We start from the raw sequence: 14,819 nt of genomic DNA on the forward strand, positions 1-14,819 counted from the left end.
CATTAGCTTTGTTCTTCAGAACTAAACAAACTTAATTGTTCACCAGGAGCTAATTTAATAAGAGCTTTTTTTACTGCCGATGTTTTTCCAACAAATCTACCAACAGTTTTAGTTTTTGGTTTACTATTAATAATATTAACGTCTGCTACTTTAACTTCAAAAATCTGTTCAAAGGCTTTTTTAACGTGACTTTTATTAGCTTTACGGTTAACAGTAAATGTATAGATACCTTCAGCCATTTGTTTATAAGTTTTCTCAGTTAATACTGGTTTTACTATAACTTCACTTAAATGCATATTAAATTAAAGCCTCCTCAACGATTTTAATTGCCTCAGTAGTAAACAATACTTTTTTAGCATTTAATAAATCGTAAATATTAATACTATTAGCAGCGATTGTTGTTGTTCTAGGTAAATTACGACCTGATTTAATAACTGTTTCTTTATTGCTTATTCCTGAAACAATTAGTGTTTTATTGTTTGCTAATTCTAAAACTTTTAAAGTTTCTAACATAATTTTAGTTGAAGGTTTTTCAAAGTTTAATTCATCAATTACAACTATGTTTTTATTTTGGAATTTGGCAGCCAATGCTGATTTTATTGCCAATCTTCTTACTTTTTTTGGTAATCCAATTAAATAATTACGATCAGTATTTGGTCCAAAAACAATCCCCCCACCTTTTCATTGTGGTGAACGAATTGAGCCTTGACGCGCATTCCCTGTTCCTTTTTGTTTTCATGGTTTTCTACCACCGCCAGCAACTTCAGCACGACTTTTAACAGCGTGTGTTCCTTGACGTTTTGTAGCATTATAACTTAATAAACTATCAAACTGCGCTTGCTTGTGGGGTTCAATTCCTCAAATTTTTTCGTTTAAAGTTAATTCGCTAACTTTTGTTCCAGCGTTGTTAACAACATTAATTTTCATTTTGCTATCCTCCATAATTAACTTTATTGACCATCAGTAACTTCGGTTGTAGTATTTTGATTTCTAACAACTAATGATACTGGGGTTTTGAGAATTGGTTTTTTAACTGCTTGTTTAATAACAAGAAAGCCTTGTTTTGGTCCTGGAACTGAACCTTTTACTAAAAGATAATTATTTTCTTTATCTACTTTAATAACTTCTAAGTTAGCAACACTACGTTTAACATTTCCCATTTGCCCTGGCATTGGTTGTGATTTAAACACACGGTTAGCATTAATAGAACCTGTTGAACCCATTTGACGATGTAAACCTGATCCATGACCCATTGGACCACGTGATTGATTATGACGTTTAATACGTCCTGTAAATCCTTTACCTTTAGAAGTTCCTTGGACATCAACGAATTCACCTGCTGTGAATACGTCAGCAACATTAATAAGATCTTTATGATTAAATCCGTTCATGTTACGAATTTCTTTCACGAAGCGCTTAGGTTGGCTGTCGGCTTTTTTAAAGTGTCCGATTGTTGGTTTGTTTGATAAAGTAACGCGAAGATCGAACGTTGCAAGTTGTAAACTACTATATTTGTCTTTTACATTTGTTTTAACTTGACTTACTACATTTGGTTGTACTTCGATAATTGTTACTGGAACTAGTTGTCCGTTGTTTAAGAAAACTTGTGACATTCCTAGTTTCTTACCTAAGATTCCTTTCATAATTTCCTCCTTGGAATATGTTGTAAATAATTAATATTTATCGATTTTAATAATTTTTTTTATTAATCTTTTTTGATACTTGATTTAAAGTTGATTTTTTTTCATCTTTAGATTCGATTATCAAAGAGATACTAACACTATTAGGGATAGTAAGTCCACTTAGAGCATTTAAAGATTTTGGTGATAATTGAGCACCAATAATTCTTTTGTGAGTTCTCTTTTCAAATTGTTCACGTGAATCTTTATGTTTATGCGGTGAACGAAGAATAGTGAAAATTTCTTTATGAATTGGTAATGGAATTGGACCTACCACTTCAGCACCTTCTTTTTTTAACACATCTTTAATTTTCTGTGCTATTTGGTCAATAGCTGAGTGATCATAACTTTCTAAACGAATTTTTACTTTGTCTCCTATGATTGCCATTGGCTATATCCTCCTTAGAACGATTTTTAATAAAATAAAGAACAAAACATGTGATATAATGACAACTGATATCAGTGTATCAGCATTTATAAATAACAATCACGCCTTGTAAGTATAACATAGTGTAATGGTAAAAGGGAATAGCAAAATACAAAAAATACAAAAAAAATAATGGGTTTTTTGTTCATAATCTTTTAACTATTAATTTAGTTGTAAAAAATAAAGATTTTTATTAAAAGCTAAATTGTAAAGGTAAGTGCAACTAAATTATTTTTCTATCCAAATATTCGATTGGTGAAAGATAATTTAGTATTTTTCTCGGTTTTTGATTTAAAGACAATATAAATTTATGAACTTCATTTTTATTAGTTTTTGAAAAAATAAATTTTTTAGGAAATTTTTCTCTAATTAAACCATTAGTATTTTCATTAGTACCTCTTTGTCAAGGTGAATATGGATTGGCAAAATAAATTTTTACATCTAAATTTTTTTCAAGTTGTTGTCAATTTGAAAATTCTTTGCCACGATCAAAAGTAATAGTTTTAACAATGTTTTTAGGAAGAATTGATAAATAATAACTGACATTTTTATTAATAACTTTAGTAGTTCTGTTTTTAACTAATATTGCTAAAGTAAATCGTGATACTCTTTCAACTAAAGTTATTAAACATGATTTGCTTTTACCTCGTGATGATACTATAGTATCTCCTTCTCAATGACCAAGTGTTATACGATCATTAACATTTATATCTCGTTCTTTAATTGATTTACCATTAAACTTGCCACGATTTTCTTTAGATTTTCGTTTTTTACCTTTTCTTCTTAAATTTTTACTAGTAACTTTATCAAGCATTCCAAAATAAATTCAAGTATAAATTGTTTTAAAACTAATAACTCATTCTTTATGAAAATTTTTAATTCTGCCATAAATTTGTTCAGGTGATCAACCTAATAGTAATTTTTGTTGTACATATTTTACTAAATTCTTATTTTTAAACTTATGAAAACTAATATGTGATTGTTTTCGATTTTCAGCTTTATTTTGTGCAATTAATGAAAAATAATGATTATTATCTTTATTTCTATTAATTTCTCGAATAATAGTACTAATACTTCGATTAAGATTTTTAGCTATTTCACTAATTTTAAATTTAAATTTCAATTGATTCTCAATATAAATTCTTTCATCTATGCCAAGATGTTTATAACTCATATAAAAACTCCTTACTTTTTTCTAAACTAAATTTAGCATTATGAAATTTTTATATGAGAATTTTTTGCAATTTTATTTACTTGCACTTACAAGTATAACTCAGCAAAAAAATAATAAAATACCGTTATTTTTTTATTATTTTCTTACTTTAAAAAAGTAAAAGGTAATATATAATTATAATATTTCACAAAATTTATTTAAATAAAAATATTACATGATATAAATATAATAATGAAATTCTTTTGGCAAAAGATATTTAAACTTCAATTTTGATATAATTCTAAAATTAGTAAGTTACACTTTTATAACAACTATGTTGATTAAATTAGAAAAGGAATTACAATGAGAGTAAGAAATAAACCATGAGCAAAAGAATTTATTTTAACACATAATAATTTATGTATTAATGATCCCTATAATTACAAAGGGAAATGAAATAAAAAAATATTTCAAAATAAAAATCCAATCAATATTGAAATTGGAAGTGGCAAAGAAAATTTCATTATAAATCTTGCTAAACAAAATTCAAATCAAAATTATATTGCTATTGAAAAAAACATTTCTATTGTAACTATACTATTAAAAAAATTAATTGAAAATAAATTATGTAATTTAAAAATAATTATAGAAGATGCCATAAATTTAAAAGAACTTTTTGCCAATAATGAAATTAATAAAATTTATTTAAATTTTTCTGATCCATGACCTAAAAAAAGACATTTTAAAAGAAGATTAACATACCAAAAATTTTTAGAAATATACAAAAAAATTTTAATAAAAAATGGACAACTTCACTTTAAAACAGATAATAATAATTTATTTAATTATTCACTTTTGGAATTTCAAAAAAATAAATGAAATTTATTAGAATATACAATTAATCTACATCAAGATAATAATATAATAAAAAATGATGAAGCATTTATTAAAACTGAATATGAAGAAAAATTCATTAAACAAAATAAAAATATTAATTATTTATTAATACAAAAAAAATAAAATTGAAGTTTAAACTTCAATTTTATTAAAAAAAGTTAATGATTAACTAAGATTATATTGATATTAAACTATAAAGATTTTTCATCAAATGTTACATTTAATTTTCCACCCTGTGAATCTCAAGAAATAGGTAAATTTAAAAAAACAGTTTTTGGGTTATCAGGATTATCTGTTGAAATAATTGAATAAGTGTTAGAACCAATTTTAAGTTGTTCTTTATAACCATTATCAACTAAAAGTTTAATCAAATCTTTAATAGTATAGTCACTTTTACTTCATTGACCCGTTTGTGATCAATAATATGAAGAACTAATAGTATCAGTTAAATTTACTGGATAACTAATTTTTCCTTCATTATGATATGTTCCTTGCTTAATAGTATATAAAACTGTTCCTATTGAATGTGATTTTAATTTAAATGATTGACTTGGATTAGTTAATGTTTCACTATCAGTAGTAGTTTTAGTTCCTTGTTGCTCTGAACCAAATTCAGCACTAGTTTCAACATCACTTTTACCAACTCAAGGAATTTTAAATTCAGCTTTAACTTTAACTCCAATTTTTTCTAATGTTTTTCAAGAAAAAGTATTAGTATTAGTAATAGTTTTAGATTGTGATTGAGTTTGATAAATTTGTTCGGTATTAGAACTATTAGTATAAATGTCTTGAAAAGAATCTACTATATTTTCATCTTTAGCATTTTCATCTTTAGCAACAGTCTTTATTGGTTTTAAAGTACCTTCTTTGCCAGTAAAATATTTATCATATTCTTTTTGAATCAAATCCTTCATGGAAATTGGTATTTCATAATTACCATCTGCTACTCATCCATTTTTTGAAATAATTGTATTATTAATATCTTTAATAATATTTTCCATATTATCTGGTGGATATCAAGTAAGTCCATTCTTTTTTGTTTCATGTTTTATAGAAGTATCAGCAGAAGTACAAGCAACTACATTTGTTACTGTTACTGTTGAAAATCCTAAAATAGACATTAATGATAATAATTTCCTCATATTTTTGATCATATATTATTTTCCTCCTAAATATTTATACACACATGTTTTGTGTGACCATCTTAATTAGCAGGACAAATAATGATTTAAAGATAAATGAATCATATACAATAAAATAGTTAAAGTCAAAAAAATTAATGAAATTATTGAAAATTAACATTATATTCAACAAATTTTATTTTTTATTCTTATATAAATAAGTAATAATTAATTATTTAATTTATACAAAAACTTATAATATTGATAATAGTAATCTTATAAGTAACATTAAAAGTAAATATTGTATAAAATATTATTGATTTTATTTGAATTTATTATAAAGATTAAAAAGAAAAACAAATATTTTAAGTAATTAAGGAGAATACTAATGCCATTATCATTAATAACTGAAACCACACCTTTATTACCACTATCAAATAATACTAGCACATGAAGACAAACTATTAAAAATTGAACTAATGGATTTTACCAAGAAATTAAACATTTAGTTTTGGGGTCACTATGAATATCATCAGCTATTATTATAATTGCTAGTTTAAACATTATTAGCACTCAAGTAAATAGTAATGAGGATATAGATTTTAAAAAGGCATTTACTACTTTAATTAAATGAGAAGTACTTGGCAATACTACTGTTTCACTCTTTGTTTCATTTCTAAAGAAATGTTTAACAAATTTCGGTAATAGTCAATTAGAAAAAACTTTATTTTATAAAATATGAAATAAAATAAAAGATAAAGTATTTACTAATACTATTGAAACATCTAACCTCAATTTTGAGGAAATAAAAACTAAAATTAATGTTCTTGAAGCAAATAAAAATACATTAGTAACACAAATAAAAGAGTTTTCAAACTTATGTCAACAATTAGTTACAAAGTTTAAAACTCTTTTAAATAATAATACTGAAAATGATATTATATTAACCATTGAAGAAAACATTAATAACAATCTTAAAGCATATTCAATAATTACTAATGAATTAATAAAAATTATTGCTACTTTCGCAGTTTTCACTAGCGGAGTAGCTTTTGCTAGTTCTATAAGTATTATAAAAAACGATATAGCCAATGATTTACCTTTAAATCCAACATCCTTTGTTAAAACTTTTACTGCTCTTGAAACTATTATTGTGTCCTTTTTAGCATTAATAATTTTTAAATTAAAATTTAATCTATTTGAAAATGGATTAAAAAATATTAAACACTCATTATTATGACAATGCATTAAAAAAATTATTAATAAACCTACTATTAGTGAAGCTGATATTGAATTAGAATATGAAAAAATAACTGCTTTAAAAAGATGATATGATTTAAATTTTATTAAACTAGAATTTAATTTAAATGAAATACAAAATATTTTAGAAATACAAACTTTAAATCCTAATAATAACTACAATAGCAATATTTGTAAAAATATTAAATATTTATTTACTTGATTAATATCAATAGTATCTTCAATGACACTTGATAGTTATTTTGATATTATTACTGCTCAAATAAGTGCTAACAAAAAAATAGATTTTATAAAAGATTTAAAACTACTAATAACTAAAGAAAATATAATAGTTGCAATAATAGCCCAAATTGGTTTTTCATTTAAACTTAATATTACTGATTTTTGTTGAGAAAAATTTAAAAATACATATACTTGTCAAGCATTAAGTTATATATGTAATTTTCCTAAAAATATTATCAGTCTGTTTACTCAAACAATTCAATTTTCCAATTAAATTCAAATATTATTGAAGAAAATTTAGAAAAATTAGTCAAAAATTATTATGAAAAATTTGATAAAAACATTAAAATCTTAGAAAAAATAAATATTAAATTAAATGATACTATTGATACAAGTAATCGATTAAATATTAATAAAATTAATAATTCTCAACTACCACCATTATTAAAAACACTACAAAAAATAGAATCAAATATTATTTCAATACCAATTAACTAAAAATATTGTTAAATAACTTTTTTATAACTTTATTTACTTGTACTATAATTTTTCATATATTGAACTAATGTTTTAATTAATACACCCATACCACGATCATTTTTATAAGCAGTTCCCGCAATATCTAAATGTAAAAATGGTTTATCTTCACTAAATTCTTTTAAAAATGCAGCAGCATTTGATGAACCACCATATGGATCTTTAGAAAGATTACTTAAATCAGCTATTTTAGATGAACGCATATTTAAAATATTTTGTTGATGAATTGGCATTCTTCAAATTTCTTCATTAGTTTGTTGTGATGATAAATCAAAATCATTAAATAATTTATCATCAGTAGCAAAAGCACCAGTCATATAACTACCTAATGCAACTAGCATTGCACCAGTTAAAGTTGATAATTCAATAATACGATTTGCTTTTCCTTTACGTAAAGCATATGTCATACCATCTGCTAATACCAACCTTCCTTCGGCATCGGTATTATTAATTTCTACAGTTTTACCATTCATTGAAGTAAAGACTGTTTCTACTAAAGTAGCATGACTACCAATCTTATTTTCTGTTAAACAAGCAACAGCTACAAAGTTTATTTTTAATTGTAATTTAGCAGCAGCAATGGCAGCATTACATACACTAGCTGCACCCGACATATCAAATTTCATACCTTTCATTGCTGAAGAAGGTTTTAGTGAATAACCACCACTATCAAAAGTAATTCCTTTACCAACTAATCCTAAAATATCATCGGCATGCTGTGGATCACCTTTATATTCTAAAACAACAACACGAGCATCAAAATTACTTCCAGCATTAACTGCTAATAATAAATTCATATTTAGTTCTGTTATTTCTTTTTGCCCTAAAACCTTTACTGATAAATTTTTAATACCTTTTGCTGCATCTTGAATTTTTTTTGCAAAAACTTCGGGATATAACAAATTAGGTGGCATATCTTGGAAATTACGTGCTAAATTAATACTTTCTCCTTGAATTTCGATTTGTTGTTGTGAAGTATAGTTAGGGAATTTTGCTGTTGAAACAACATTATATTTAACTTTTTTTTCTTCATTGTTTTTACTTTTTAAAGTATATTCTTTAAAAGTACCGAATCATAATGCTTCATATATAGTTTGTAAAAGTATACTTTCATCTAAATTACTCGTAACAAAAGATTTGACATCAATATCCAAATCTTGACTATTATTACTACTAAAATTTACAAAAAAATTATAAACATCATTACGAGTTAAGCCCTTACTATCACCTAAATATAGGTAATAAGTTTTATCTTCAGAAATTAATGTTAATTTTTTTTTTCTTTAGCAATCAATTCATGAGGAACTTTATCAGCAAATACCGCTGTTAATTTTAATTTTAATTCAAGTTTACTACTAACATTAAGTAGAATATTTTTATCCATATTTTCACTCCTAAATGGTAATATTAAAATAATTACAATATATCTGAATTAATATTTTCGAAAATTACAACAAAAATAGATAAGTTAAACAATATTATTGTATTATTATTGTATTGTAATATTACCATAGAATGGAGCAAAAACTATGAAGCGTTCTGAATTAAATGAAAAAGATAAAAAAAAGTACTGCTGAGATTTTAAGCATTTATTTATTAATAATGACTCTTGAAAAAAAGCTTTACCTGAGTTTGATAAATTTGCCAATCAACTTTTAACTTTTAAAGGAAAATTAAATAATATTGATAACTTTAAAAAATATTTAGCAATTAGCAAAGAAATATCAATGTTAGGGTCTAAAGTTGTGCAATATTTACATTATGGAGATTTAGATCAAACTAACTTAGAATTGCAACAATTATCTAGTTTATTTGCGACTCAACAAAGTAAGTTATCGGAAAAGTTAGCATGAATTGAACCAGAAATCAAAACTATTGGTTTACAAACTATTAAAAACTGAATTAATAATGACCCCTCATTAATGATATATAAACATGATATGGAAGTTTTCTTTAAATTTGAAAAATTTATTTTAAGTGAGCACGATGAAACTTTACTAAGCAAAGTTAGCAAATCAAGAAGTGCTGCTGGTGGTTTATATGATAGTTTGGTTTATGCTGATAAACAAAAAACAATGTTTAATTATCAAAATAAAGAACAAGAATTAACACAAACTTTATATTTAGACATTTTAGAAAATAGTAATCCAGTAAAAGATCAACAATTAAGAATTGATATTTCAAAAAAATTTTATGAAGATATTAAAAATAAAAAACATTCATTAGCACAAGTTTATGAAAGCATTTTAGAAGTAGCTGTTGAAGAAATAAAAATTCGTAACAACGATAAAGAAAAAGATAATAAAAAACATTTAACTACTTTAGAATATAGTCTATTAAGTGATGATGTACCATTAATACTATATGAAAATTTAATAAAAACAGGACAGAAACACGCTATTTTAGTAGAAGAATTTTATAATTTAAAACGTAAATTTTTTAAATTTAAAAAATTTTATAGTACCGATACTAGTTTAAAAATGACAACAATACCAACCAAAAAATTCAGTGTTGAAGAAGGTATTAATTCAGTCAAAGAAATTTTAAGTATCTTAGGTGATGAATATTTAGAGCAATTAAACTTAGCATTATTACCAGGTAGAATTGACTATTATGAAGACACAAATAAACGAACTGGTGCTTATTCAACGGGTGGTAATGGCGTAGAACCCATTATTTTAATGAATTGAGATGATACTATTAATTCACTTAATACACTAGCTCATGAATTAGGTCATTCTGTTCACACCCTATTTTCAGAAAAATATCAAAAATATCCAAATGCTGACTATCCAATTATTTTAGCTGAAGTTGCTTCAACAGTTAATGAACATCTAGCCTTTGATTATTTATATAATAAAGCCTCAAATAATCAAGAACGCATTTACTTACTACAAACTCATATTGAAACTGTAATTGGTACTTTTTTTCGTCAAATTCAATTTGCTGAATTTGAATGAGAAGCACATAAATTAGTAGAAAAAGAAGTGCCATTAAACGCCGATATTTTGGCTGATTTATTTGAAAATACAGCTAATAAATATGGACAAAAAGCATTAGATAAATACGAAGAAAAAGCAAAAGGATACTCATGACCACGAATTCTTCATTTTTTCCACTCACCTTATTATGTTTATAAATATGCTACTTCAATTACCGTTTCTTATAAACTTTATGAAGATGTTAAAAACGGCAAAAAAGAAAATTTACTTAACTTTTTAAAAGCCGGTGGCAGCAAATATCCATTAGATATTTTAAAAGATGCGGGTGTTGATTTAACACAAATTGATGTTTATAACCCATTAATTACTAATTTAAAGAAAATGATTAATCAATTATCAGACTTAATTAATAATAAAGATAATTAAATTGCAAAAAAATAATATATAATACTAATGGTGTTTTAGTCCTTTAGCATTTTATTTAAAACGTTATAAAATAATATGTACATATTTTGACTATTACAATTAGTAAAGACTAAGGAGAATAAATAAAAAATGAATGTGAAATTTGATTTTGAAGATATAAATCTAATTGCAAATAAAGGAATAGTTAAATCACGAAAAGAATGTGATACCAGTGTTAAACTAAATGGTTTTACTTTTAAAATTCCAATTATTCCAGCAAATATGAGTGCTGTCATTAACCAAGAATTATGTATTTGATTGGCTAAAAATAATTACTTTTATGTAATGCACCGTTTTAATATCGATCAAATTAAATTTATTAAAAGTATGCACGAACAAAAGTTATATGCTTCAATTAGCATTGGTGTTAAAAAAGAGGATAAAGAGTTACTTGAACAATTAATCAAACTGAATCTAATTCCGGAATTTATTACTATTGATATTGCTCATGGTCATAGTAATGCTATGGAAGAAATGATTAAATTTATAAAAACTACTTTTGCTAAAACAAATACTAAACCTTTTATTATTGCTGGTAACGTTATGACAAAAACCGCTGTTAAAGATTTAGAAAAATGAGGCGCTGATGCAATTAAATTTGGTGTTGGTCCAGGAAAAGCTTGTATTACTAAACTAAAAACTGGATTTGGTACAGGTGGTTGACAATTAAATGCTTTACAAGATGTTGCCAATAGCACCACTAAACCATTAATTGCAGATGGTGGTATTAGATGTAATGGTGATATTGCTAAAGCAATAGCTTTTGGTGCCACTATGATTATGGCAGGAAGTATTTTAGCGGGTTATGATGAATCACCTGGCAAAATTGTTACAATAAATGGTCAATCTTACAAAGAATATTTTGGATCAGCAAGTATTTTTAACAAAGCGGAAGCAAAAAATATTGAAGGTAAAAAAATACTTATTCCATATAAAGGTTCAATTGCTGATACTTATAAAGAAATGGAAGAAGATTTACAATCTGCTATTTCTTATGCTGGTGGTAAAGATTTATCTGCATTAACAAAATGTGATTATGTTATTGTTAAAGGTACTATTAATAATGGTGATGATCGTTAATAACTTTTAATTTTTCTTTAAAAACAATTCTGGGTACCCAAAATTGTTTTTTATTAAAATAGAAGCAAATCAAACTGCCTATGATGATAATTGAATTCACTGTGATAATTGTTTAATGATACTAAAGAATCTAATAATTAAATTATTTTTAATATTTAAACTACTTTGTCTAAAACTTTTTTTCTGATTTTTTATCATTATTTTATATTTATTTTGATTATATTTCTTTATGATATCATTTTTAATAGTTTTGCTTTTTTAGCTTCTTCCATATTTTTTGCTTTTTAGTTTATATTCAATTATATTTTTAATAAAAAATAAATTAAATAAACTTTATTTAAAATACTAGATAAAAATATATTGTGAAATACGTTTTATTTCTTTATAATAAATATAAAAATTAATATAAGTTTTTTAAACCATTTACTTTCATTTTAAAGTAAATGGTTTTTTTATTTTGAAAGGGATGAAAAAATGATTAATACAGAAAAATTACCTTTATTAAAAATAAATGAACATATTAATTATAATGGAATTAATAATTCACATATATCAATAAATCATAATGATTCATCTAGTACTGAAAGTATTATAACTTTAAATGATGTTCAAATAACAAATGCAAGAGAAAATAATAATTTAAACAATTTATTATTTGATGGTGATTCAGTACATACTATTGTTAATTTTAGCAATGATTGAAGGGATACTGATGATCGTTATGGTGGAAAAACACAAAAAAGATTAGATATTAATGGTAATTGAGAATATAATACGAAATTTATAACAGGTGATGTTTTAAATGAAAAAATAGCAAATATTAATAATCAATTATATTTAATGAAAGAAATTATATTAAATGATGGTGCAGTTATTTTAGAATTATCAAATTTAAATGAAAATAAAAAAATTGAAACAAAATATAAAATATACAATAATGAAGAAGAAAGAGAATACAATAATAATTTAAATGACTTGGATTTAACTACTTTTTTACCAATAAATAAAGAAAAACCTAATTTTTTAAAAAATTTTTAAGTTCAAAATATATGTTTTTACCTAATACAATTTTTTTAAATTTTGCTTTCGGATCAGTATTATTATTTGAAGCTAAAAATTATTTTCATAAAGAAAAGTTACCTGAAAATCTTTATCATAATTTTTGAGATGTATTAATGAGTGGTATTAGTGGTGTTATAGTAATGAATTTATCTTATTTAAATTACAAACTTATTTCTTTAAAAAATAAATGAAAATACTTATCTTTTTCTTTAGTAATTGGTGGTATTAGTATTTGAGATCAATTTTTATATTTACATGTTAGTGAAGAAAATTTCAACTTCATATCTTTTATAGAAAGAATAAGTATCTTTTTTACTAGTATTTTAATTGAAGAATTAATTTTTGATAAAATTGCTCAACCTTGCATTGAAAAATTATGACAAAATTTAAAAAATCAAAACTTTTCAAAAATTATTAAATATGGTAGTACTGTTAGTATGCTTCTTTTTGTATCAATTTTTAAAAATATATTAACTGGTCTTTATGGCGAAGAAAAAGAAATAAATTTAGAAAATATTAAAAAAGCACTTCCACTAACACTATTGACAGTAATTCTTGAAAATACTCTTACTTCTTTTTCTTTTTCTTATTTTGATTGATTTTGAACAAAAATTTCAATTGCAAAAGAAATAGCAACCAATAGTATAAAAGGAATAGAAAGATTTGCTAATCAACAAGCACAAAATTATAGTTTTAAAAAATTAATAAAACAATTTAATTTTCAACCATTTAATGCAAACTTAATAAATGAAAGCGAACCGATAGATCATCCAGATTCAAATCAACCATCTATCCAAGTTATGTAAAAGTAAAGTCATTAACTTCTCTTTTGATGAAATATAAAAAAATAACACATTTTAGTTAAAAATATTAACTGAAAAAATACATTATATAATAATAAAAAAGTGAATTATTAATTCACTTTTTTATTATTACAATTATTTAATATATTAAAACGAAGAAGTAAACCCCCTATCATCGTTATATCCAATTTCATTGAAACAGCGATTAGGATCCATTTCATTTCAAGATACAGCATGTCTAGATGTTGAAGGTTGAGATTGCATAGTTGCTTGATTTCTTAATCCAGAAATCTTTTGTTTAATTTCATATAATTTTGCCTTTTTTTGTTGTTTAATTTCATTGCTTCTATTATTATTAAAACGACCACAACTAATAATAACTCAAAATTTATTAGAAAAATTTCGCCCTCCTTTATCTGTTTCTAATTTTTGGATTTCTTTTTCTAATTTTTCTAATTGAGCTTGATATTGATTTAACGTTAATTCATATTTATATTTTTGAAATTGTTTATTCAATCAAATAAAAGGAGATTTTAATAATATTTTTATTTGTGTTTTTATACTTTGTGAATTATAAATTTGTCTTACTGCTGCAAGACAACCATTAATTTCAATATTTTTTTTATTTATACTAAAATTTAATTTTGCAATTTTTTTATCTATTTTTGCAATATCTAAATTTCTTCTACTCATACTACGATTTAAATCACAAATATTTTCCATCTTCAATTTTAATCTTATTTTTAATCTTGCATCTAAAACCTCTTTTTCTGATTTTAGATTTGGACATAATCATCAATTTTCTTGTTTTATTGAAAAAAATTTATTTGCTATTTCAAGTTCATTTCTAGCAATTTTACAAAATATTCTTTTTGTTTTGTATGTTCTTCTTTCTAACTTAACAGTTAATCTTGCTGTTTTTAATTTTAACTTTGATAAAATTAATTTTTTATTTAAATCATGAGCATTAAAATTTTCAATTTGCTGTTCTATATTTGTTCCTTCAACTTCCAATACTCTTATTTCACTATCTAATTTCTCTTCTCGTATCATTTCTTTGGATATCTCTTCATCTAATGCCACTATGTTTTCTTTTCATTTTTTTATCATATATGTTGTTTGTAATTGTTTATTTGGTAATTGATTTTTTAATTTTAATATTTCTTCTCTA

At 23.9% G+C, this 14,819-nt stretch carries 13 protein-coding genes and 1 pseudogene; 6 read left to right on the forward strand and 8 right to left on the reverse strand.

Annotated features, from left to right (window positions below; translation table 4 throughout):
* Positions 1–2: 2 nt before the first annotated feature.
* The 5 genes and pseudogenes from rplW to AACL03_RS02685 all read right to left on the reverse strand — a co-directional run bounded on the left by rplW (position 3) and on the right by AACL03_RS02685 (position 3,280).
* Positions 3–296 (reverse strand): 50S ribosomal protein L23, encoded by a 294-nt coding sequence (gene rplW, locus AACL03_RS02665; protein WP_252319250.1) that lies wholly within the window; start codon positions 294–296, stop codon positions 3–5.
* Position 297: 1 nt separating this feature from the next.
* The gene (gene rplD, locus AACL03_RS02670; RefSeq protein WP_281748516.1) at positions 298–927 is read right to left on the reverse strand and encodes a 50S ribosomal protein L4; all 630 of its coding nucleotides are present in this window, start codon (positions 925–927) and stop codon (positions 298–300) included.
* A 23-nt stretch (positions 928–950) separates the two neighbouring features.
* The gene (gene rplC / locus AACL03_RS02675; RefSeq protein WP_174480934.1) at positions 951–1,643 is read right to left on the reverse strand and encodes a 50S ribosomal protein L3; all 693 of its coding nucleotides are present in this window, start codon (positions 1,641–1,643) and stop codon (positions 951–953) included.
* Between the two features lie 115 nt (positions 1,644–1,758).
* Positions 1,759–2,061, reverse strand: a pseudogene (gene rpsJ / locus AACL03_RS02680) (30S ribosomal protein S10); the annotation flags it as partial.
* 268 nt (positions 2,062–2,329) lie between these two features.
* The gene (locus tag AACL03_RS02685; protein WP_339038665.1) at positions 2,330–3,280 is read right to left on the reverse strand and encodes an IS30 family transposase; all 951 of its coding nucleotides are present in this window, start codon (positions 3,278–3,280) and stop codon (positions 2,330–2,332) included.
* 342 nt (positions 3,281–3,622) lie between these two features.
* On the opposite strand from AACL03_RS02685, the gene trmB reads away from it, so the two are divergent.
* Positions 3,623–4,279: a tRNA (guanosine(46)-N7)-methyltransferase TrmB gene (trmB, locus tag AACL03_RS02690; RefSeq protein ID WP_339039139.1), complete on the forward strand. Its 657-nt coding sequence runs from the start codon at positions 3,623–3,625 to the stop codon at positions 4,277–4,279.
* 68 nt (positions 4,280–4,347) lie between these two features.
* Here trmB and AACL03_RS02695 read toward each other — a convergent pair whose 3' ends face one another.
* Positions 4,348–5,310: an ETX/MTX2 family pore-forming toxin gene (locus AACL03_RS02695; protein ID WP_339039141.1), complete on the reverse strand. Its 963-nt coding sequence runs from the start codon at positions 5,308–5,310 to the stop codon at positions 4,348–4,350.
* A gap of 355 nt (positions 5,311–5,665) precedes the next feature.
* Here AACL03_RS02695 and AACL03_RS02700 point away from each other — a divergent pair, with 355 nt between their 5' ends.
* Positions 5,666–7,033 (forward strand): hypothetical protein, encoded by a 1,368-nt coding sequence (locus AACL03_RS02700; RefSeq protein ID WP_339039143.1) that lies wholly within the window; start codon positions 5,666–5,668, stop codon positions 7,031–7,033.
* A 253-nt stretch (positions 7,034–7,286) separates the two neighbouring features.
* On the opposite strand, the gene AACL03_RS02705 is transcribed toward AACL03_RS02700, so the two are convergent.
* Entirely contained in the window at positions 7,287–8,450 is a 1,164-nt protein-coding gene (locus tag AACL03_RS02705; RefSeq protein ID WP_339039145.1) for a peptidase M17, read from the reverse strand.
* Between the two features lie 375 nt (positions 8,451–8,825).
* On the opposite strand from AACL03_RS02705, the gene pepF reads away from it, so the two are divergent.
* The 4 genes from pepF (at position 8,826) to AACL03_RS02725 (ending at position 13,651) form a co-directional block, all read left to right on the forward strand.
* Complete coding sequence (gene pepF, locus AACL03_RS02710) at positions 8,826–10,664, forward strand: oligoendopeptidase F (protein ID WP_338958228.1); 1,839 nt, start codon at positions 8,826–8,828, stop codon at positions 10,662–10,664.
* 129 nt (positions 10,665–10,793) lie between these two features.
* Positions 10,794–11,783, forward strand: coding sequence for a GMP reductase (locus AACL03_RS02715; protein ID WP_339039147.1), 990 nt, complete (start codon positions 10,794–10,796; stop codon positions 11,781–11,783).
* A gap of 474 nt (positions 11,784–12,257) precedes the next feature.
* Entirely contained in the window at positions 12,258–12,821 is a 564-nt protein-coding gene (locus AACL03_RS02720; RefSeq protein ID WP_339039150.1) for a hypothetical protein, read from the forward strand.
* A gap of 11 nt (positions 12,822–12,832) precedes the next feature.
* Positions 12,833–13,651, forward strand: a complete 819-nt coding sequence (locus tag AACL03_RS02725) for a hypothetical protein (RefSeq protein WP_339039152.1) — start codon at positions 12,833–12,835, stop codon at positions 13,649–13,651.
* Positions 13,652–13,795: 144 nt separating this feature from the next.
* Here AACL03_RS02725 and AACL03_RS02730 read toward each other — a convergent pair whose 3' ends face one another.
* Positions 13,796–14,758: a hypothetical protein gene (locus AACL03_RS02730; protein ID WP_339039154.1), complete on the reverse strand. Its 963-nt coding sequence runs from the start codon at positions 14,756–14,758 to the stop codon at positions 13,796–13,798.
* Positions 14,759–14,819: the final 61 nt, after the last annotated feature.

Source organism: Spiroplasma endosymbiont of Andrena trimmerana (assembly GCF_964019575.1).
Taxonomy (GTDB): Bacteria; Bacillota_I; Bacilli_A; order Mycoplasmatales; family VBWQ01; genus Spiroplasma_E.